General features: G+C 64.7%; 16 protein-coding genes and 1 riboswitch. Of the genes, 8 read left to right on the forward strand and 8 right to left on the reverse strand.

All coding sequences use genetic code 11. The features are described from left to right. Positions 1-90 precede the first annotated feature (90 nt). On the forward strand, positions 91-1,182 hold the full coding sequence (locus tag ABIB44_RS15490) for an NADH:flavin oxidoreductase/NADH oxidase (protein ID WP_354585560.1): 1,092 nt from the start codon (positions 91-93) through the stop codon (positions 1,180-1,182). A 114-nt stretch (positions 1,183-1,296) separates the two neighbouring features. Here the strand turns inward: ABIB44_RS15490 and ABIB44_RS15495 are convergent, their stop codons facing one another. Continuing rightward, positions 1,297-1,824 carry a DinB family protein gene (locus ABIB44_RS15495; protein WP_354585561.1) on the reverse strand — a complete coding sequence of 176 codons (528 nt, stop codon included), beginning with the start codon at positions 1,822-1,824 and terminating at the stop codon, positions 1,297-1,299. A 186-nt stretch (positions 1,825-2,010) separates the two neighbouring features. On the opposite strand from ABIB44_RS15495, the gene lysA reads away from it, so the two are divergent. Continuing rightward, positions 2,011-3,213, forward strand: a complete 1,203-nt coding sequence (gene lysA, locus ABIB44_RS15500; RefSeq protein ID WP_354585562.1) for a diaminopimelate decarboxylase — start codon at positions 2,011-2,013, stop codon at positions 3,211-3,213. A 107-nt stretch (positions 3,214-3,320) separates the two neighbouring features. Here lysA and ABIB44_RS15505 read toward each other — a convergent pair whose 3' ends face one another. Next, a complete protein-coding gene (locus tag ABIB44_RS15505; protein WP_354585563.1) occupies positions 3,321-3,740 on the reverse strand; it encodes an STAS/SEC14 domain-containing protein in 420 nt (139 codons plus the stop codon). 450 nt (positions 3,741-4,190) lie between these two features. Between ABIB44_RS15505 and ABIB44_RS15510 the strand changes: the two genes are divergently transcribed. From ABIB44_RS15510 to ABIB44_RS15525, 4 genes are all read left to right on the forward strand, one after another. Further along, positions 4,191-6,278, forward strand: coding sequence for an ExeM/NucH family extracellular endonuclease (locus ABIB44_RS15510; protein WP_354585564.1), 2,088 nt, complete (start codon positions 4,191-4,193; stop codon positions 6,276-6,278). Positions 6,279-6,459: 181 nt separating this feature from the next. Beyond that, complete coding sequence (locus ABIB44_RS15515) at positions 6,460-7,065, forward strand: pentapeptide repeat-containing protein (protein WP_354585565.1); 606 nt, start codon at positions 6,460-6,462, stop codon at positions 7,063-7,065. Positions 7,066-7,265: 200 nt separating this feature from the next. Beyond that, a complete protein-coding gene (locus ABIB44_RS15520) occupies positions 7,266-8,306 on the forward strand; it encodes a LacI family DNA-binding transcriptional regulator (protein ID WP_354585566.1) in 1,041 nt (346 codons plus the stop codon). A gap of 142 nt (positions 8,307-8,448) precedes the next feature. Next, positions 8,449-10,101 carry an MFS transporter gene (locus ABIB44_RS15525; protein WP_354585567.1) on the forward strand — a complete coding sequence of 551 codons (1,653 nt, stop codon included), beginning with the start codon at positions 8,449-8,451 and terminating at the stop codon, positions 10,099-10,101. A gap of 4 nt (positions 10,102-10,105) precedes the next feature. On the opposite strand, the gene ABIB44_RS15530 is transcribed toward ABIB44_RS15525, so the two are convergent. The 5 genes from ABIB44_RS15530 to ABIB44_RS15550 form a co-directional block, all read right to left on the reverse strand. Continuing rightward, a complete protein-coding gene (locus ABIB44_RS15530; RefSeq protein ID WP_354585568.1) occupies positions 10,106-10,450 on the reverse strand; it encodes a DUF433 domain-containing protein in 345 nt (114 codons plus the stop codon). Between the two features lie 174 nt (positions 10,451-10,624). After that, complete coding sequence (locus tag ABIB44_RS15535; protein ID WP_354585569.1) at positions 10,625-11,392, reverse strand: creatininase family protein; 768 nt, start codon at positions 11,390-11,392, stop codon at positions 10,625-10,627. Positions 11,393-11,466: 74 nt separating this feature from the next. Then, complete coding sequence (locus ABIB44_RS15540; RefSeq protein ID WP_354585570.1) at positions 11,467-12,024, reverse strand: GNAT family N-acetyltransferase; 558 nt, start codon at positions 12,022-12,024, stop codon at positions 11,467-11,469. 216 nt (positions 12,025-12,240) lie between these two features. Beyond that, complete coding sequence (locus ABIB44_RS15545; RefSeq protein WP_354585571.1) at positions 12,241-13,521, reverse strand: TPM domain-containing protein; 1,281 nt, start codon at positions 13,519-13,521, stop codon at positions 12,241-12,243. A gap of 88 nt (positions 13,522-13,609) precedes the next feature. After that, positions 13,610-14,176: a GNAT family N-acetyltransferase gene (locus ABIB44_RS15550; protein ID WP_354585572.1), complete on the reverse strand. Its 567-nt coding sequence runs from the start codon at positions 14,174-14,176 to the stop codon at positions 13,610-13,612. A gap of 136 nt (positions 14,177-14,312) precedes the next feature. Between ABIB44_RS15550 and ABIB44_RS15555 the strand changes: the two genes are divergently transcribed. Then, entirely contained in the window at positions 14,313-16,376 is a 2,064-nt protein-coding gene (locus tag ABIB44_RS15555) for an ExeM/NucH family extracellular endonuclease (RefSeq protein WP_354585573.1), read from the forward strand. A 146-nt stretch (positions 16,377-16,522) separates the two neighbouring features. Here ABIB44_RS15555 and ABIB44_RS15560 read toward each other — a convergent pair whose 3' ends face one another. Continuing rightward, positions 16,523-19,006 (reverse strand): TonB-dependent receptor, encoded by a 2,484-nt coding sequence (locus tag ABIB44_RS15560; RefSeq protein ID WP_354585574.1) that lies wholly within the window; start codon positions 19,004-19,006, stop codon positions 16,523-16,525. 63 nt (positions 19,007-19,069) lie between these two features. Continuing rightward, a riboswitch (TPP riboswitch) is annotated at positions 19,070-19,173 on the reverse strand. Between the two features lie 175 nt (positions 19,174-19,348). On the opposite strand from ABIB44_RS15560, the gene ABIB44_RS15565 reads away from it, so the two are divergent. Next, positions 19,349-19,573: a hypothetical protein gene (locus tag ABIB44_RS15565; RefSeq protein ID WP_354585575.1), complete on the forward strand. Its 225-nt coding sequence runs from the start codon at positions 19,349-19,351 to the stop codon at positions 19,571-19,573. Positions 19,574-19,727: the final 154 nt, after the last annotated feature.

Raw genomic sequence — 19,727 nt, forward strand, 5'->3', positions numbered from 1 at the left:
CGTTCCGGATGAGCACCAGCCAACTGCCATTTACAACCCAAACGCCCAAAACCCGGTTTACTCAGCTTCGCATTCTCCCTCAGCAATTTCATGGTTAAGCTATTTGAACCCCTCACCCTGCGCGGTGTCACCCTCAAAAATCGCATTGTCGTATCGCCCATGTGCCAGTACAGCGCCCAGGACGGCTTTGCCAACGACTGGCACCTCGTGCACCTCGGCAGCCGGGCCGTGGGCGGCGCGGGCCTCATCCTGCAGGAAGCCACGGCCGTGTCGCCCGAAGGCCGCATCAGTCCCGAAGACCTCGGAATCTGGAAGGACGAGCAGGTGCCCATGCTGCGGCGCATCAACGAATTCATCGTTGCGCAGGGCTCCGTGCCCGGTGTGCAGCTGGCCCACGCCGGCCGCAAAGCCAGCACTTACCGGCCGTGGTCGGGCAACGGCACCGTACCCGAAGACGACGGTGGTTGGCCGGTAGTTGGCCCCAGCGCCGAAGCTTTTGCCGATAATTACCCGCAGCCCGAAGCCCTCGACGCGGCCGGTATTCAGAAAGTCATCGCCGATTTTCGGGCGGCGGCGCAGCGGGCACTGGCGGCCGGCTTTCAGGTGATTGAGCTGCACGCGGCCCACGGCTACTTGCTGCACGAGTTCCTGTCGCCGCTCAGTAACCAGCGCAGCGACGCGTACGGCGGCCCGTTCGAAAACCGCGTGCGCCTGCTACTGGAGGTGGTGGCAGCCACCCGCGAGGTTTGGCCCGAGGACCTGCCGCTCATCGTGCGCCTTTCGGCCACCGACTGGACCGAGGGTGGCTGGAACGCCGACGAATCGGTGCAGCTGGCGGCCCTGCTCAAAACGCGCGGCGTGGACTTGATTGACTGCTCGACCGGCGGCAACGTACCCAAAGCCCCCATTCCCGTCGGCCCCGGCTACCAGGTGCAATTTGCCGAGCGCATCCGCCAGGAGGCGGAAATCCTGACGGGCGCGGTCGGCCTCATCACCACCCCGGCCGAGGCGGAAGCCATTCTGGCCAACGGCCAGGCCGACCTCGTGCTGCTGGCCCGCGAGTTCCTGCGCGAGCCATATTTCCCACTCTTCGCGGCCCGGGATTTGGGCGTGGAAATTGAATGGCCCGCGCAGTACGACCGTGCCAAACCGCGGGTTGCCGCCGGAGCTGGCTCGCGGTAGCGGCGCATTATGTAGCACGTCAGGCTGAGCGCAGTCGAAGCATCTCTACCACGAAGAGTAATTATTTACTTCTGCGGTAGTGATGCTTCGACTGCGCTCAGCCTGACGTGCTCACTATTCATTGTTCATTGATTTTAGCCACTGCGCCGTTACCAGCAGCTGGCCCAGGTGGCGGGTGGTGTGCTCAGCCGCATGCACCAGCAGGCCAATAACCGTGGATGGCACCTGCGCCCGGCCCACGCCGCGCCGCTCGGTGAGGACGGCCGAATCGGTGCCGCGCAGCTGGGCCAGGGCGCGGTCGACCTGCTGAGCAAAACGCTGCTGCAACTGCGCCAGCGTTTCCTCATCAAGGGCCAGCGGTTGGGATTCTTCAGCCAGCGCGGCTAGCTGTGCGGGGTTGAGGGCCTCGCCTCGGGCGTAAGTAAAGGTGCGGTCGAGCACGCCGGCCAGGTGCTGGAGGTGGAACCCCACCGAGGCCACGCCAGCTGGCCGCTCGTTGAGCCGAGCGGCCCGAAAGTCGGCCAGGGCGGCGGCCAGCTCTTCGCGGGCCTGCAGCAGGGCGTGGGCTACGGGCTGGAGCAGGGCCGGCACACCCGATATGGGGCCGCGCAGCCAGACCTCAAGGAGAGCAGGATTAGACATGTAAAATAGAAATATAACGGGCCTAAGGTGGCGGTGGCACACCAGCGGACCGGAGAGATTGTGTAAACAAAAAATGAACCTGCCCTGATGCTTTCAGCGGCTTCAGCAGTGTCCTTGGGGGTTGGGGGTCGCCATTTGCCGGATACGATAAGGCGCTACCAGAGGGCCGGACTTACTTTTGTAATTATGTCAGAAATCAACGAGGCGCTGCGCGCCGCGGCCGAACAGTTCGGCACTCCTTTATACGTTTACGACGCCGCCACCATCACGCGCCAGTACCGCAAGCTGGAGAATGCCTTCTCGCTGCGCCCCACGCGGTTTTTTTACGCCTGCAAGGCTCTGAGCAACGTGGCCATCCTGCGCCACATCCTGAGCCTGGGCGCGGGCCTCGACTGCGTGAGCATCAACGAAGTGAAGCTGGGCCTGCACGCCGGCTTCCTGCCCCAGAATATTTTGTTCACGCCCAACGGCGTGACGTTTGCCGAGGTAACCGAGGCCAAAAACCTGGGCGTCAACCTCAACATCGACAATATTTCGCTGCTCGAGCGCTTCGGAGCCACCTATGGCGGCTCGTACCCGGTGTGCGTGCGCCTGAACCCCCACATCGAGGCGGGCGGCAACTACAAGATTCAGACCGGGCACATCGACTCGAAATTCGGCATCAGCATTCACCAGCTGCGCCACCTCGAGCGCGTGGTGAAGAGCACCGGCCTGCACGTGCGCGGCCTGCACATGCACACGGGCTCCGAGATTAAGGATGTGGAAGTGTTTCTGCGCGGGCTGGCCGTGCTGTTCGACGCGGCCGGGCGCTTCCCCGACCTGGAGTTTCTGGACCTGGGCTCGGGCTTTAAAGTACCGTACCGGCCCGATGAAACCGAAACCGACGTAACCGTGCTGAGCCAGCGCGTGGCGGCGGCATTTACTGCTTTCGAGGAAGAGTACGGCCGGCCGCTGGAGTGCTGGTTCGAGCCGGGCAAGTACCTGGTGAGCGAAAGCGGCTCGCTGCTGGTGAGCGTGGCCGTGGTGAAGCAAACCACCGCCACGGTGTTCGCGGGCGTGAATTCGGGCTTCAACCACCTCATCCGGCCCATGTTCTACGAGAGCTACCACCGCATCAGCAACCTCACCAACCCCGCGGGGGCCGAGCGCCTGTATACCGTGGTGGGCAACATCTGCGAGACCGATACCTTCGCCTGGGACCGCCTGCTGCCCGAAATCCACGAAAATGACCTGCTGGCGTTTCACAACACCGGGGCCTACGGCTTCGAGATGAGCAGCAGCTTCAACTCGCGCCTGCGCCCGGCCGAAGTGCTGCGCGAAGAGTCGGGCGAGCTACGCCTGATTCGCAAGCGCCAGACGTTCGAGGACTTGCTGGCCGGGCAGGTGTGAGTTAGTTTGGAGTTAAGAATTTTGAGTTTAGAACGTCGTGCTTCGTCTGGCGTCCGCTTGCCGAAGCATGACCGCCTTTTCTGCTACGGCTATTTTTGCGCGGCTAGTCAGTTTTTCATTCCTACCAGCCATGCCACGGCCGCGCTTTCGTCCTCGAACGTGCGGTAGGTATGGGGCAGGTCGCGGGTGCTGAGCACGAGTTGCGTCATGGCCAGACGGGCAAACACGTTCTGGGCTACCACCACCGCGCCACGGCGATAGCCGTGCTCGTGCACGGCTTTGGGCAGCCACTCGCCGGCCATCCAAGTCTGCTCGGTGGGGCTGAAGGGCGTCATCTGGCGCTGGTCGACGAGGATGTTTGACCAGTGGTGGCGGCTCAGGGCCTGCGCCGTGTGCGTGAGCATGGCGCGAAACTGCACTGTTTCGCGCGGGCCGGGCTTGTATTCCAGCCGTAGGTAGCCTTCGGGTTCTTCCCAAAGGCGGCCGATGCTGTTTTCGAAATAGATGGAACGGGTGGCCTGGGGCATCGACTATACTAAGAAACTATACACAACTACAAATCAACCAATCGTTTAGCCCAAGGGGCCAGGGTCGAAACAGTCGCGTTCGGGCTTAAACTGCAAAGTTCAGTCGGAAGTTGGCGCAGCCCGGCTTTTTTTACCGGGCCAGGAGTTTACTCACCTCTCGCCCTTAGCGGCAAAAGGCCGCGTGGCTTGTCGCAGCTCGTGGCGGAAGTAGCCGCTATATCGCAAGCGGCGGCCCTGGGAAAGCTGATTTTCCCGAACTCGGGGACAGGTGCAAAGAGGGTGCGGGGCATTTAATCTTGGTACTCACTCGCCAGTATAGCGCGCAAGTTGTCCACTGCGGGGCGATAGTTGAACTTACCGGAGATTTTTTGGTCCGCCAAGCTCACCTACCGCCCTGCAAGCCTGCTATATTTACAGTCCCGCATCGGGCTCGTTTTGCTTTTCAGCTGTATGTCGCAGGTTTTACGCCGCTCCTTTTTCATCATGCTCCCCGCGTTGCTGGCCGTCGGCCTGGCTTCGGTTCAGGCTCAAACCATTACGCCAATCGGCACTATTCAGGGCAGTGGCGCGCTGGCCACGGCGGGCAGCTACACCATCGAGGGCGTAGTAACCGGCGTGTACGCGGGCCTGAGTCCGGCCGGCTTCTACGTGCAGAACGACGCGGCGGCGGCCGACGGCGACCCGGCCACTTCCGATGCGCTGTTTGTGGTGCAAACCGCACCCACTGTGGCCGTTGGCAACCGCGTGCGCATCAGCGGGGAGGTGCAGGAAACCGCCAGCACGCCCTCGTTTAATCAGGCCGTGCTCACCAATCCGGCCATTACGGTGCTGGTGGCCAGCAGCCCGCTCCCCGCATTCAGCATTGTTGATAACGCGAGCTTTTCGATGGCCAACGCCGAGCCGCTCGAAGGCATGCTGGTCGAATTCAACGGGGCCGTGACGGTAGCCGACGTGGCGGCCGTGAAGTCGCGCGGCGAGCTCACCATTTCGCTGCGCGGCCTAGTGTACCAACCCACGCAGTTCGTGGACCCCAACGACAACCCGGCCAGCGGCACCAGCAGCACCGGCACCAGCAACGTAGCCGCCGTGACGGCCTACCAGGTTGCCAACGCGAACAAATCGCTGCTGCTTGATGATGGCCGGGCCGCCACCAACCCCACACCCATTCCCTACCTCGATGCCACCACCCAAACCGTGCGCGTGGGTAGCACCGTAGCCCGCCTGCGCGGGGTGCTGGGCTACGGCAACAGCAAATGGCGCGTGCAGCCCCTGCCTGGAGCCAATGCCCCGCTGGTGAACACGGTGCGCCCGCCGGTACCCACCTTTGGGCCCACGGACGTGAAAATCGCCAGCATGAACGTGCTCAACTTCTTCAACGGCGACGGGGCGGGCGGCGGCTTTCCGACCTCGCGCGGGGCCCTCACGCTGGCCGACTTCCAGCGGCAGCGCAGCAAAATTATGGTTGCGCTCACCCAAATGAACGCCGACGTGCTGGGGCTGATGGAGGTGGAAAACGATGGCACCGGCAGCACGGCGGCCGTGCAGGATTTGGTGAACGGCCTGAACCAAACCTTTGGCGCGGGCACCTATGCTTTCATCGACGACGGTGGCACCACCCGGCAATTCAACAACACCGACCTCATTCACTGCGTCATCCTCTACAAGCCGGCAGTGCTCAAGCCCTACGGCCCGGCCCTGATTGCCCTCACCCCGGGCGTGTTCGAGCGGCCGCCGCTGGCCCAGCTCTTCATCACCAACCGCGCCACGGCCCCGCGCGACACGTTCGCGCTGGTTGTGAACCACCTCAAGTCGAAAGCCAGCGGCAGCGGCGTCAATGCCGACCAGGGCGACGGCCAGGGAGCCAGCAACCTGCGTCGCAAGGGCCAGGCCGACGGCCTCGTGCAGTTTATCAACACGGTGGTGAAACCGGCCGGCACCCGCTACGTGGTGAGCGTGGGCGACTACAACGCCAACTACGAGGAAGACCCAATGGACATTCTGCGCGCCGCTGGCCTGGTGGTGGGCAGCCCGGCCGCCAGCGCTTCCTACCTGTTCAGCGGCCAGAGCGGGAGCCTCGACCACGCCGTGCTCACGGGCAACCTGACGAGCCACGCGGCCGTCGAAAAATGGCACATCAACGCCGCGGAGCCCGAATTTTTGGAGTACGACGTGGCCGGCGCGGCTACTGATGTGAACAGTCCGTTTCGCTCCTCCGACCACGACCCCATCCTCATCGGCCTGAATTTCCGGAGCACGGTAACGGCGGCCTTGGCCCCGAAATCGGTTCCGGCACGCCTGCAGGTATTCCCCAACCCCGCGCCGGGCGCGTTCAATATCCGTATCGCGGGTGCCGATGCGCGCCCGTTGACGCTGGAGGTACTCTCGGCGCTGGGGCAGCCGGTGCTGGCCTTGCGCGGCACGGCCGCCGAGGTGCAGGCCGAGCTGGCGCGGCGCACGGCGGCGCTGGCCCCGGGTGCTTACCTGGTGCGGTTGCAGGGCGAAGGGCTGAGCGAAGTGCAGCGGGTGGTGAAGGAGTAGCGTTGTTTTGCTTGCTAAAAAAGGGTAACGTCCTGCTCATCTAGCGTCCGCGCAGCCGAAGCATCTCTACCGCGTAACTAATCCAATCGATTGGGTTTACTATCATAGTAGAGATGCTTCGGCTGCGCGGACGCCAGATGAGCATAACGTTCTTGTTCGTTGTCAACCCAACCCACCGCCCATGCCGCCCCGCCGCAAGCCCGCTCCTGCCCCGCGCAAGCCCACCCATTTCCCCGCCGACAACGTGGCCGAGCGCTGGGATGCCCGCCACCTGCTGGGGCACACCGAGTTTGAGGAGTTCCGCTTCGTGGGCTGCGATTTTGGCGGGGCCGATTTGCGCCGGCTGCGCTTCACCGACTGCCGCTTCGAGCACTGCAACCTGACGACGGCCCAGCTGGCGGGCACGGCCTTCCAGAACGTGGCGTTTGATGACTGCAAGCTGATGGGACTACAGTTTGGGGCCTGCCGCGACCTGCTGTTTGGCGTGCATTTCGACCAGTGCCAGCTGCGCTACGCCTCGTTTGCGGGGCGGGCCATGCCGGGCACGCGCTTCGTGGGCTGCCAGCTGGAAGATGCCGATTTCGCCGACGCCGACCTGAGCCACGCTGCCTTCGAAGATTGCGCGCTGGGCGGGGCCGTGTTCCAGAATACGAAGCTGACGGGGGCCGACTTCCGCACCGCCACCGGCTTTATTATCGACCCCGAGCGCAACCCGCTGGCCGGCGCGCACTTCACGCTGCCTGGGCTGCTGGGCGTGGTGGCGCGCTACAACCTGGTGGTGGAGTAGCCGCCCGGCTGGCGGTTGGCCCCAGCTGGGCAGCCGGATTCGCTGACTGGTGTAGATTGCGGGTGAATTCCCATCGATGGCCAAAAGCGGCCGCCCCACGCGCGGGCGGCCTACCTCCTTCGGCCGCATGCCAGGGCCCGGCCCCGAGCGGCAGTGCTGCCCCCGGCCCGGGTTTTCGTTCACCTCGCCAACTCCATCCGATGGCTAACCGCCGCGCTTCCATTACCGACCTGGCCAAGACGCTGGGCTTGTCGCCGTCCACTATTTCTCGCGCCCTGAGCGACCACGCCGACGTGAGCGAGGCCACCAAAGTGCGCGTGCGCCAGCTGGCCGAGGAGCTGCACTACCAGCCCAACCAGCTGGCCGCCGCCCTGCGCCGGGGCCGCAGCAACACGCTGGGCGTGCTGGTGCCTCACATCACGGGCCATTTTTTTCCGCTGGTGGTGAACGGCATCGCCACCGAAGCCGCCAAGCTGGGCTTCAACGTGATGATTTGCCAGTCGAACGAAGATGCCGGCCAGGAGCAGAAAAACATCGACCTGCTGATGAACTCGCAGGTGGAGGGCATCCTCGTCTCACTGGCCAATACCACGCAGAGCTTCGGGCACTTCGAGGCCGTGCGCCAGCAGAACATTCCGCTGGTGTTCTTCGACCGCAAGGTGGAAGATTTTGAGGGCAGCAACGTGAGCGCCGTGGTGATTGACGACTACCAGGGCGCTTATGAGGTCGTGACGCACCTGATTGAGCAGGGCTGTACCCGCATTGCCCACTTCACTGGCCCGCTGCACCTGAGCATCCACAAAAACCGCCACCAGGGCTACCTCGACGCCCTCGCCGCCCACGGCCTGGCCGCCGATGAGGCCCTGAGCGTGCACTGCGAGATGAGCCAGAAGGGCGGCCAGCTGGCCATGCGCCAGCTGCTGAAGCTGCCCGCCGCCCAGCGTCCCGACGGCGTGTTCGCGAGCAACGACCTGGCCGCCGTGGGTGCCCTGCAAACCGTGAAGGCCCTGCGCCTGCGCACCCCGCAGGACGTGGCCATCGTGGGTTTCAGCAACGAAGTTTTCACCACGCTCACCGAGCCCATGCTCAGCACCGTGGACCAGCGCTGCGAGCAGATGGGCAAAATGGCGGTGCAGCTGCTGCAAAAGATGCTCAAAAGCGGCCCCAACCGCGTGGGCCCGCCCAAGCCCATCGTGCTCAAGCCCAAGCTGCTGGTGCGCGAGTCGTCGCAGCGGCGGTAATTTTTTCAGTGAACAGTTGGCAGTTATCAGTGAACATTTCGTCAGGGTGCTCACTGGTAACTGTTCACTGATAACTGATTTTTCGTAAGCAGCCATTTGCATCGCTGCGCTGTTCTTAGCCGCGAAAACCTGCTGCTGCCTGATGCCCGAACCTACTGTCGCTCCGCCCACCCCCAAAGTCACGCTCTGGACGCCGTTCGTCCACGCTGTTTTCCGGGCCCTCTGGATTGCGGGCCTCGTCTCCAACGTGGGCACCTGGATGCAGAACATAGCCGGCGTGTGGCTCGTCACGGCCCTCACCGCCTCGGCCACGCTGGTAGCCCTGATGCAGACGGCCACTTCGCTGCCGGCCTTTTTGCTGAGCATGCCCGGCGGCGTGCTGGCCGATTTGGTGGACCGCCGCCGGCTGCTGCTCTTCACGCAGGGCTTTATGGCGTTGGTGGCCATGGTGCTGGGCGCGCTCACGCTGGGCGGTGGCGTTTCGGCCTACGGGGTACTAGGCTTCACCTTTTTGCTGGGCATGGGCGCGGCCTTGAACCTGCCCATTTGGCAAAGCATCGTGACCGAGCTGGTGCCCCGCCCGGCCGTGCCCTCGGCCATTACCCTGAACGGCGTCAGCAACAACATTGCCCGGGCTATTGGGCCGGCCATTGGCGGGCTCATCATCGCTTACTACTCGCCGGGCTGGGTATTTGTGCTGAACGGAATTTCCTTTCTGGGCACCTGGGCGGTGGTTTATTTCTGGAAGCGCCAGCCGCTGACCACGAGTGGCCCGGCCGAAAACTTCATCGGGGCGCTGCGGGCGGGGCTGCGCTACGTGCAGTATTCGCCGGCCATTTATGGGGTGCTGGTGCGCACGTTCGCGTTTTCGTTCGGGGCTTCGGCCATGTGGGCCCTTACCTCAGTGGTGGTGAAACAGTTGAACTTGAGCGCGGGGCACTACGGGGCCACGCTTTCGTGGCTGGGCGCGGGAGCCGTGACGGGGGCCATGCTCATGGGCCGGGCCGGGCCGCGGCTCAACTTCAACCAGCGGGTGCTGCTGGGCGTGCTGGCGTTTGCGGGCACCAACCTGGCCCTGGCCCTCATCAGCAACATCTATGTGCTCTACGCGGTGATGTTCGTGTCGGGCATTGCCTGGCTGCTGGTGATGACCAGCTTCAGCACCACCGTGCAGCTGAGCGTGCCCAAGTGGGTGCAGGCCCGCGTCATCAGCGTGTACATGCTCGTGTTTCAGGCGGGCTTATCAATCGGCAGCCTGGTTTGGGGCGAGCTGGCCGACCACCTTTCGCTGCGCACCTCCCTGCTGGCCGCCGCCGCCTGGATGCTGGCCAGCACCGCGCTGGCCCTGCCTTTCCCCATGCGCTCGACCGAGGGCCTGAACCTGGACCCCGCCGACGACCGCCCCCACACCACCGGCGAGGACAGGACCGACCCCGACGACGGCCCCGTGCTCGTGATGATTGAGTACCAGGTGGCCCCCGCCGACTGGGCCGCCTTCCACCTGGCCGCCGAGCAGCTGACGCGCCTGCGGCTGCGCGACGGGGCCCTGCGCGCCGGCGTGTTTGCCGATGTGGCCGTGCCCACCCGCATCAGCGAGTTTTTTTACGTGGCCACCTGGGGCGAGCACCAACGCCAGCGCCACCGCTTCACCCGCGAAGACCAGGTGGTGGAAGGCCAGGTGCGCCGGTTCCACCGGGGCCCGGACGCGCCGCGCGTGACGCGCTTCCTGGCCTTTCCCAACACTTCGAACGTGGAAGAAGCCACGCCCATTCCAACGCTCGAGAGCCAGCGCTAATAAGTCAGTTAATGGGTAGCCCGCCCACGGCGCGGCGCTCCCACAACTGCTTCAGAAACTCCTGCTCGGCCAGCCACTGGCTTTGCCGGCTCAGCAGCCAAGCCTCCGATTCGTGTTCGGGCAGGGCGGGCTGCGCACGGGCCAGGGGCTTCAGGCGCTCGGCAGCAAAGGCCAGGCAGGCCCGAAAATCCTCGGGTTCCAGTTCGGGATGCGCGGCCAACAGCTCGGCTTCGGAATGGCCAGCCGCTAGCCAATCAAGCACTTGCCACACGGGCAGGTGCAGGCTGCGCACCGTAGGCTGCCCCTCGGAAATAGCCGAGTGAATCGTAATGCGTGAGGAGCTCGGCATATTCATTCGGCCAAATTACCAGGCCCGCACAGTGCCTGCAAGCAGAACCGTAGCAACAGCCCACCACAAACCGCTCGGCTTGGCCTGTCACGGCCTGTTTTACCGGTCGGGGTTACGTCGGAGCCGATGTAGTCGACACGCCCGCCCGGCGGCCGATAATGGCCGGGAGTGAGCCTACTCGTACAAATCCTGCGGGTCGGCGGCGGCCAGCTCTACCAAAAACTGCGCGATGTTGGTGGTCACGGCTTCCAGAAAGGCCGCGCCTTTTTCGGCGGTGGCGGCGGCCGGGTTGCCCACCCCGGTATCGGCCGACACCTGGCTCCATTCGCGTTGCGCCCAGGCCCAGCCTTCGCGCAGCGCCGCAATGCGGAAGCGCTTGGCCGCGCCGTCGCCGGCTTCGCTCAGGGGGCGCACCAAGTCGGGCACGAGGTGCAGCATTACGCTGGTTTCCAGCTCGTCGGCGTGGTCGCCGGGGGCATCGAAATACTGGTTGCGGTCGGCGGCTTTGAACCAGTTCAGCGTACTCAGAAACACGGTGGGGAAGTCGGCTTGCAGCTCGCGCAGAATCTGGCGGAAGTCGTTGCCGCCGTGGCCGTTCAGAATTACCAGCTTGGGGATGCCCTGACGGGCCAGCACGTGCACGATATCACTCAGAATAGCCAGCTGCGTACTGGGGTTCAGGTTGATATCAAGAGTGATGTCGAGCTGGCCAGTGTTCACGCCGAACGGAATGCCGGGCAGTACCACCACCTTCGCGCCCTGGTCCCAGGCCTTGCGGGCCGCTTCAGCGGCCACGTAGTCGGCCTGGATATTATCGGTGGCGTAGGGCAGGTGGTAGTTGTGGGCCTCGGTAGCGCCCCAGGGCAGCACCACTACCTCGTAGTTGGCCGCCTGCACGGTTTTCCAGGTAGTTTCGGCGAGGATGTAGGGACGAGGGGCCATGGGCGGTGGGGCTGAAGGTGCAGGAAAACAAGCCCAGGGCTGCGGGCCGACTCCGGTGGGTACGGCAGCAGCGGCTACTGGGGTTGCCCCGGCCGCTGCAGCAGCACGATGGGCCCGTCGTGGTAGGTGGTGCGGGCGTATTCGCGGTAGCCGAATTTGGCCGCCAGCCGCAGCGAAGCCTCATTATCGGGATGAATAATGCACACCGTGCGCACCGGGCCGAAGTGGTTTTCGCCCCAGGCCAGCGCGGCTTCTACGGCCTCGCTGGCGTAGCCGCGGCCGTGCAGGGCGGGGTCCAGGACCCAGCCAATTTCGGGGGCGTCGCCCAGCGGCGGCTCAAGGGCGCGCAGCAGATGCAGGAAGCCCACGGCACCGACAAATTGCCCACTGGCTTTTTCCTCCACGGCCCAGAAGCCGAAACCCATAATCACCCAGTGCCCCGCACTGCGCAGCAGCAGCTTCCAGACTTCCTCGGCGGGCATGGACTCGTTGCCGAAGTAGCGGTAGTAAGCCGGCGTGCGGCTCAACGCAAACCAAGGTTCAAAATCGGCAGCCCGGAAGCCGCGCAGGCGCAGGCGGGTGGTTTCGAGGACCGGGGCGATGGTATGGCTGGAAAGTTCAGCAGGCGTCATAAGCAAAAGCCCGCAGGCCGGAATATAGAGGAGGAAACCCGTAGCAACGGCGGCAAGCCGCCGCCGCATGCGCTACTAATAGCGGCGAAAGATATAGCCATTCATCAATAAACACCCTCTCGAAATCACCGCCTGCTCTAGTCCCGAAAAGAAGAAAGGCCCCGGCGGCCATACGCCCCGGAGCCTTTTACTGGTCGGATTATTCGGCTCCAGTGGCTAATACGAGCCGCTGTTGTCGGTGGTGCCGTCGAAGCCGCCGCCACCGGTATCGCCGGAGGAAGTGTCGTCGTACGACGAATTGTTGTCATCAGACGAAAAGAAGTCGTTCGAGTTATCGGGGGCCGTGTTAGCGTCGGAGAAGTAGTCGGGGGCTTGGTTATCGGCCCCGCTCCCGTCGCGCGAGTTGAAGTAGTCGCTACCCGCGCCCGCCGCCGTGCCGGCCCCCGCCGCGCCCGCGCCACCCAGGTTGTTGCCGGCATTGCTGCCATCGTTCATCAGGCCGTTGCCCGCAGTGTCGTGGCCCGAGGCCATGCGGTTGCCCAGGTAAGCGCCGGCCGCCGCGGCTGCGCCGGTGGCCAGCATGCCGCCCATGCCCATGCCGCCGCCCGAGTTAGGGGCTTGGCCGTAGTTGCCCGGGTTCTGGCCGTAGCTGCCGCCACCAGCCGGGCCATTGGGCCGGTTGGGCAGGAAGTTGGGCGCACTGCTTTGGTTGTTGGCCTGATTGCCAGCCGCCGCGTTGCGGTTGCGGAACATGCGCACCACAAACCACAAAATGCCGCCAATCACGAGCGCGCCAATGAGCAAGGTGCCCATGCCGGGCCCGGACGAAACCGGCTCGACGGGCGTAGTCGCCACGGGGTCGTTGCCACTAGTAGTGGGGTATTGCGGAGTTCCGGCCGAAAGATTATCGGCTGAGTTTTCGGTTGCGGCCGCATTCCCGGCGGCTCCCGTGGTGGCCGCCGCCGCATTGGTTGCCGCCGTGGCACCCTGAGCCGAACTGGGGTTGGCCGTGGCCATCAGCGTGTTCAGGCCCGCCCGAAAGCCGGCGAAATAATTATTCTGCTTGAAGCCCGGCGTCATCTCATTGATGACGCGGCTGGTAACCTCCGGCGTGATGACGCTGGCCAACCCACTGCCGGGCTGGATGGAAACTTTGCGCTCCTGCGCGCCCAGCAGTACCACGATGCCGTTATTTTTATCGCGCTGGCCCACGCCCCAGGCCGTGCCGAGCGCCCGGGCATAGTCGGCCACCGCCAGGCCGCCCAACGAAGGCACGGTTACGACGACAATTTGGGTGCCGGTGTTGTCGGCATAGCGGCGCAGGCCGCTGTCCAGCTTCTTGGCATCGGCCGGGGCCATCAGGCTGGCCTGGTCGTTCACAAATTTGAAGGGCGTGGGGCGGGGCGGCAGGCCGGCCGCGTCGCCCGTTTGGGCGCGGGCGGGGCTAGCGCCCAGGGCTCCCAGCAGGAGCATCGCAAAAAGCAACAGACGGTTCATAGCGCAAAGAATTAAAGAGGGTGAAACCAGCCAGCGCGAGCAGTCGCCCCGCCGGCCCACTCCGCAGTACGGCGCGGCCCGCCAACCGTTACGCGCCGGCCGGTGGGGCGAGTAGCGGCGCGGGCTCCACGGCGCGCTCGAAGCGCAGTTGGCCATCGTCGGCGGTGCCGGCGGGGGCGAAGCCGTTGCGCAGCAGCACCTGCTGCGCGGCGGGGTTGTCGGAAGTGGTGCGGGCGGTCAGGCGGCGCACCAGGCCGGTGTCGGCCGCTTGCTGCACCAGGCCGGCCACCAGTTCGGTACCCAGGCCCTGGCCGCGCCAATCGGCCGCGATGGAATACCCAATTTCGGCCGTGCCCCCGGCATCGGGTGGGCCCATGAAGCCGCCCGCGCCTACCAAGGTGCGGGGGGCGGTGTCGTCGGCCTTGCGCAGGGCGTACCAGCCGTACCAGCCGGCCGCGTCGCGGCCGCCAGCGGTCAATTGCGCCAGAAAATATTCCTGCGCGGGACGGTCGTACTGGCCGGGTGGCCAGTCGGTGGGCAGGGCGGCCCCCAGCAGCATCGGGAAATAGTGGGGCTTGTGCAGCTCGGCCGTGAGCAGCGCCCGGCTGGCAGCCAGAATCTGGAGGCGGGGCGTTTGGGTGATAAGCGGAATCATGGGCAGAGTATACGGCAGTTTGGCCCAATGGGCCGTCTTTCCGCTGCTTCACCGCGGCCAGCCCGGCCAACTAAAGCCACGGCTCGCCGTTCCCATTATATTTATCATCTAAATTAGATTTACTTTCACCTTAGCCATGTATTATAAACTCATCCTTCGCCTCAGCATCATGCTGGCCGTCCGGGCGGCGGGCGCTACGCCTATTGGCAGTATCCAGGGCTCGGGGAATGCGGCCAAAGCTGGGCCTTGCACCATCGAAGCCATCGTGACGGCGGTGTATCCCAATCTGAAGCCGGCCGGCTTCTACGTGCAGGACGACGCGGCCACCGCCGACGGCAACCCAGCCACCTCCGACGCGCTGTTTGTGGTGCAGGCCGCCCCCGGCGTGGCGGTGGGCGACCGGGTGCGCATTGCCGGCCAGGTGCGCGAAGACGAGGCCGAACCCTCGTTTGGCCAGGCCGTGCTCACCGAGCCGGTTATCACGGTGCTGTCGGCGGGCAACGCGGTGCCGGTCTTTATCACGCTCAGCAACAGCCAGTTTTCGACGGCCGCAGCCGAGCGCTACGAGGGCATGCGGGTGCAGTTCAGCGCGCCGCTTACCGTTACCGACAACTACAGCCTGAAGCAGCGCGGCGAGCTCACGGTGTCGGTGGCCGGCCTCACGTACCAGCCCACGCAGTTTATCGACCCCAACGACCAGCCCGCTACCGGCATCCACAGCAGTGGCACTGGTAACCTGGCGGCTATTACCGCCTACCAGGCTGCCAACGACAACAAAAGCCTGGTGCTCGACGATGGCAGCTCGGCCTCCAACCCCGTGCCCACACCCTACCTCGATGCGCGCGCCCGCACCGTGCGGGTGGGCAGCACACTGGCCCAGCTCAGCGGCATTCTGGGCTACGGCTATGGGCGCTGGCGGGTGCAGCCGCTGGCCGGGGCCGAAGCGCCCGCCCTGGTCGTAACGCGGCCGCTGGCCCCGCCCACGTTCGGGCCGCTCGACCTGAAGCTGGCCAGCTTCAACGTGCTCAATTACTTCAATGGCGACGGCCTGGGTGGGGGCTTCCCCACGGCGCGCGGGGCCAAAACGCCGGCCGACTTCGCCCGCCAGCGCCGCAAAATTCTGCTCGCCCTGCGCCAGATGAACGCCGATATCGTGGGCCTGACGGAGATTGAGAACGACGGCACAAGCTCGGCCTCGGCCCTGCAGGATTTGGTGGAAGGCCTGAACAAGCTGATGGGGGCCGGCACCTACATCTACGTGAACGACGGCAACTCGGAGCGGCAGTTCAACAACACGAACGCCATTCGCTGCGCTATCCTGTATAAACCGGCCGTGGTGCGGCCGCTGGGCCCGCCGCTGGTCGATACCGTGCGGGGCGTGTTTGAGCGGCCGCCGTTGGCGCAGGTGTTCATCACGCTCCGCAAGGAGCGGCCCGACACGCTGGGCTTCGTAATGAACCACTTCAAGAGCAAGGTCGGCAGCCCCACCACCGGCCCCGAGGCCGACCAGCACGATGGCCAGGGCGGCTTCAACGCCCAGCGTAAGGCCCAGGCTCGCGCGTTGGTCGCGTTCATCAACCACACGGTGATACCGGCCGGAGCCGCCCGCGTGGTGAGCGCCGGCGACTACAACGCCAACTACGAGGAAGACCCCATCGACCTGCTACGGGCCGCCGGGCTGGTGCCAGCCACGCCGCCCACCAGCGCATCCTACGTTTTCAAGGGCCTCACCGGCTCGCTCGACCACGCCGTGGTGACGCCCAACCTGGTAGGCTTCGTGGACGTGCAGAAGTGGCACATTAACTCGGCCGAACCGCCCGCGCTGCAGTACGACCAGGCTGGCGCGGCCGTCGACACGCTCACGCCCTTCCGCTCGTCGGACCACGACCCGGTACTGATTGGGGTGAATTTCGACGGCATCCGCAATACCCTCTACCGGCCCCGGAACCGCCTGTTTGTGTACCCCGGCCCGGCCGCCGGGCCCGTGGCGTTCAGCCTGGCCGGGGTGCCCGCCCGCGCCGGGGCCCTCACCCTCGATTTCGTGCTGCCCCAGGGCCCGCGCCTGCTTTCGCTGCACGGCCAGCCCGCCCTGCTCGAAGGCCAGCTCAACGACTACACCTCCCACCTCGCGCCGGGCATCTACGAAGTGCGGCTACGCGGCCGGGATTATCAGAGAACCCTGCGCGTGATGAAGGAATAGCCCGCGCCGGTCCGGTCCGACCGCCCTAGGCGGTCCGACCGGCCGTCGTTGCTGCGAGCGGATGCGGACGACGACCGGTCGGACCGCCTAGAGCGGTCGGACCGGACGACAACCAGCCGAACCGGCCATCGACGCGGGCAGCGGCGCTAAAACTTCAGCCCCACCGAAGCCAGGTAGTTGCGGGTGGCTTGCGGGTAGAACCAGTTGAAGGTTTCCTGATTACCGCTGGCTCCGATGTAGCTGTAGGTATAGCCGTTGGCCGAATACTCGCGGTTGAGCAGGTTATTCACGAGCAGACCCAGCTCAATCTCCTTCATAAACGACGGGTGCAGGGCGTAGCGCAACCGGAAATCGAGCGTCTGGTACGGGTCGATGCTGCGGTTGGTGTTCTGGGAGTTGTCGAGGTACTGCCGGCCCACGGTTTTCAGCAGCAGGGCTAGGCGCAGGCCCTTCACGGGCTGGCCTTCGAGGGTGTGAGCCGACACGACCGCCGGCGAATACGAAATAGTGGACGTGCGCGCCGCCGCCAGCACCGGCGCGTAGTTGGCATCATAAGTCACGTCGCGATAATCCAGAATACGGTTCTGGCTCAAGGTCAGGGTCGTGCTGAGGCTGATTTTATCGTTGGCCGAAACAAAGCCGCTCAGCTCGACACCGCGCCGGTAGCTGCGGGCCACGTTGGTGCGTAGCGCCGTGCCCACGTCGTTGAGCTGGCCGGTGGCCACCAACTGGTTCTGGTAGCTCATGTAAAAGCCGTTGGCCTCCAGTCGCAGCGCGCCTTTATCACCCAAAAAAGCCAGGTCGGTGCGGTTGAAGCGGTAGCCGCCCTCGAAGTCTTCGAGGCGCTCGGCTTTGGCGGTCTGGTCGCCCACGGGCCGGTCGGTGAAGTCGGAGCGCACGGGCTCGCGCTGGCCCACCGCGAAGCTGCCGTAGAGCTGCTGGCCTTGGCCCAGGGTGAGCGTCGCGCCGGCCTTGGGATTGATGAACGTGTAGCGGGCGCGGGTGGTCACGTCCTGGCTGCCCTGCTCCAGCCCATCGATGGCGTACTCGATGTGGCGCACCTGCACGTCGCCATAAATGCCCAGCACCGGCAGCACCTGCCAGGTGGCCCGGGCGTAGGCATTGTAGTCGGTTTTCACGGCATTGTTGAAGTAGTAGCGCTGGTTCAGGAAGCTCGTCGAAGCGTACCGCGCCCAGATGATTTCGCCATAGTGGTCGCCGTCGTAGCGGTTCCAGGCCCCGCCCACGGTGGCTTGCAGCTTGCCGGCGGCGGGCTGGTAATTCAGGGCCAGCGTGCCGCCATAAAAGTTGTTATTGAGCCACTTGCGGTCCACCAGGTCGGTTTTGGTGATGGTATCACCGCCAATTCTCACGTTGGGCAGGCCGTAGCTCGCAAACTTGCGGCCCGCCCGGAAGCTCTCGTAGTAGCCAAAGCCCCGCGTGAGATGCAGCGCCGCCCCCAGGTTCCAGCCGCGGCCCAGGCCCTGCGAGAGGTGCAGCTGGTAGTGGTTCTGCTGGTAGTTGTCGGTCTGGTTATCGTAGGTGTAGTAGCTGTAGCGGCGGCCTTCGGCCAGCACGCGGGCGGCATTCGCTTCCGATAACTCGCCGTTGTCGATGTAGGTCTGGAGCTGGGCGCGGTTGCCCGTAATGGCCGGCTCGGGCACGCCATTCCAGGCCTGGTAAGTTTTTTCGCGCCCCGAGAAAGTGATGAACTTCAGCAGCGTGTTTTTGGCCTGATAGCCGGCGGCGAAGTAGTACGACTTCAAATCCGACGCCGCCCGGTTCATGTAGCCATCGGAGGCAATGCGCGACAGTCGCCCGTCCACCGTAAAATGCCCGTTCAGCAGCCCCGTGCCGAAGGCCACGTTGTTTTTCCAGGTCTGGTAGGAGCCGTAGGTGTTCTGGGTTTCGGCGTAGGCCTCGCGGCGGTTGTCGAGCGTTGAGATGTTCAAGCTGGCCCCGAAGGCCGCGCCACCGTTCTGGCTGGTGCCCACGCCCCGCTGAATCTGGAGCGAATTAATCGACGACGCCAAATCGGGCAGGTTAATCAAAAACGCGCCGTGCGATTCCGGGTCGTTCAGCGGCACGCCGTTGATGGTGGTGTTGATGCCCGTGTTGCTCGTGCCCCGAATCCGGATATCGGTATAGCCCACGCCCGCCCCGGCATCGGAGTTCACTACTACTGAAGGCGTCTGGTTGAGCAGGTACGGCAAATCCTGCCCAAAATTCTGCTTGGCCAGCTCCTGCTTGCTGAGGTTGGTGTAGGCCGTGGCGGTGCGGTCGTTGGCCCGCGAGGCCGTTACCAGGACTTCGGGCGTCACGCTGCTGCTGGCTTCGAGGTCCAGCGGCAGCAGCAGCTGAGCGGCAGGCTGGCCGGTTACGCTGGTCGTTGCCGGGCTAAAACCCAGCGCCGTGAAGCTGAGCTCGTGCGGGCCGGCCGGCACGGCGGGCAGGGCAAACGTGCCGTCGGCGGCGGTAGCGCCCACGGCCTGGCCGTCGAGGCGAATAGTGGCACCGGGCACGGCCTGGTCGTTGGCGGTGCGGAGGCGGCCGGACACGGGGCCTTGCGCCCACGCCGGCGCGGCGGCCAGCCCCAACAGGGCGGCACCCGCGAAGAGTACAGTTTTCAAGAAAAAAGTGAGGTAAAAAATGGAACGCGCCGTCGCCCCAGGGGTCGGAGCGGCCGCGGAATCGTCCGTGGATTGTTTATTCCCTTCGCCGGCATTACCCGGTTCAGGTTCGATGGGTATCATCTCAGCCGATGTCGTGCACAACATCAGCACCCCTAAACATGCCGCAAAGGTAGGGCCGCGCCGGGTTGCGCACCGCACCCGCCGCACAAATTGCCGGCAATAAACTTGCGTGCCGCTTGGCGGTTTCCTGACTGTCAGTTAATTTAGGGACGTCGGCCGGCGCAACGTTAGGCCAGATGCCTGCGTTGACAGGCCTGCACCGTTTTAGCCGCCCTCGCCATGATTAGCTTAGTCTACGCCGCTGCCATCTGCGCCCTCTTTTTATTTGTGCTGGTGCTGCCCCGGCGGCGGCGCGTGCTCCCCCCGCCGCCGCCAACCGATGGCGACGACGACGGCGGCGAACCCCGCGACCCTGGCCTGCCCGACCTCGACCTGCCCCCCGGCATTTCGCGCCCCATCAACGATTGGGAGCCCGAATACAACCGCCGGAAGGTGGAGATTTGAAAGGCGCTAATCGAATAAAAAGCACGTCATGACGTGCTTGCCGAAGCATGACGTGCTTTTGAAGCTGTTTAGGAAGTAGTCGGCGACGTAATTTTACGCAGTAGCAGCACGGTAAAAGCGAGCCAGTGCAGGGCCAACCAGTTTTGCAGGCTGG

Source organism: Hymenobacter sp. UYCo722, from assembly GCF_040547115.1.
Taxonomy (GTDB): Bacteria; Bacteroidota; Bacteroidia; order Cytophagales; family Hymenobacteraceae; genus Hymenobacter.

Excerpts from the sequence above, each read along its gene's own strand:
- ABIB44_RS15490 (WP_354585560.1), top strand. The coding sequence starts at position 91 with ATGGTTAAGCTATTTGAACCCCTCACCCTGCGCGGTGTCACCCTCAAA.
- ABIB44_RS15495 (WP_354585561.1), bottom strand. The coding sequence starts at position 1,824 with ATGTCTAATCCTGCTCTCCTTGAGGTCTGGCTGCGCGGCCCCATATCG.
- lysA (WP_354585562.1), top strand. The coding sequence starts at position 2,011 with ATGTCAGAAATCAACGAGGCGCTGCGCGCCGCGGCCGAACAGTTCGGC.
- ABIB44_RS15505 (WP_354585563.1), bottom strand. The coding sequence starts at position 3,740 with ATGCCCCAGGCCACCCGTTCCATCTATTTCGAAAACAGCATCGGCCGC.
- ABIB44_RS15510 (WP_354585564.1), top strand. The coding sequence starts at position 4,191 with ATGTCGCAGGTTTTACGCCGCTCCTTTTTCATCATGCTCCCCGCGTTG.
- ABIB44_RS15515 (WP_354585565.1), top strand. The coding sequence starts at position 6,460 with ATGCCGCCCCGCCGCAAGCCCGCTCCTGCCCCGCGCAAGCCCACCCAT.
- ABIB44_RS15520 (WP_354585566.1), top strand. The coding sequence starts at position 7,266 with ATGGCTAACCGCCGCGCTTCCATTACCGACCTGGCCAAGACGCTGGGC.
- ABIB44_RS15525 (WP_354585567.1), top strand. The coding sequence starts at position 8,449 with ATGCCCGAACCTACTGTCGCTCCGCCCACCCCCAAAGTCACGCTCTGG.
- ABIB44_RS15530 (WP_354585568.1), bottom strand. The coding sequence starts at position 10,450 with ATGCCGAGCTCCTCACGCATTACGATTCACTCGGCTATTTCCGAGGGG.
- ABIB44_RS15535 (WP_354585569.1), bottom strand. The coding sequence starts at position 11,392 with ATGGCCCCTCGTCCCTACATCCTCGCCGAAACTACCTGGAAAACCGTG.
- ABIB44_RS15540 (WP_354585570.1), bottom strand. The coding sequence starts at position 12,024 with ATGACGCCTGCTGAACTTTCCAGCCATACCATCGCCCCGGTCCTCGAA.
- ABIB44_RS15545 (WP_354585571.1), bottom strand. The coding sequence starts at position 13,521 with ATGAACCGTCTGTTGCTTTTTGCGATGCTCCTGCTGGGAGCCCTGGGC.
- ABIB44_RS15550 (WP_354585572.1), bottom strand. The coding sequence starts at position 14,176 with ATGATTCCGCTTATCACCCAAACGCCCCGCCTCCAGATTCTGGCTGCC.
- ABIB44_RS15555 (WP_354585573.1), top strand. The coding sequence starts at position 14,313 with ATGTATTATAAACTCATCCTTCGCCTCAGCATCATGCTGGCCGTCCGG.
- ABIB44_RS15565 (WP_354585575.1), top strand. The coding sequence starts at position 19,349 with ATGATTAGCTTAGTCTACGCCGCTGCCATCTGCGCCCTCTTTTTATTT.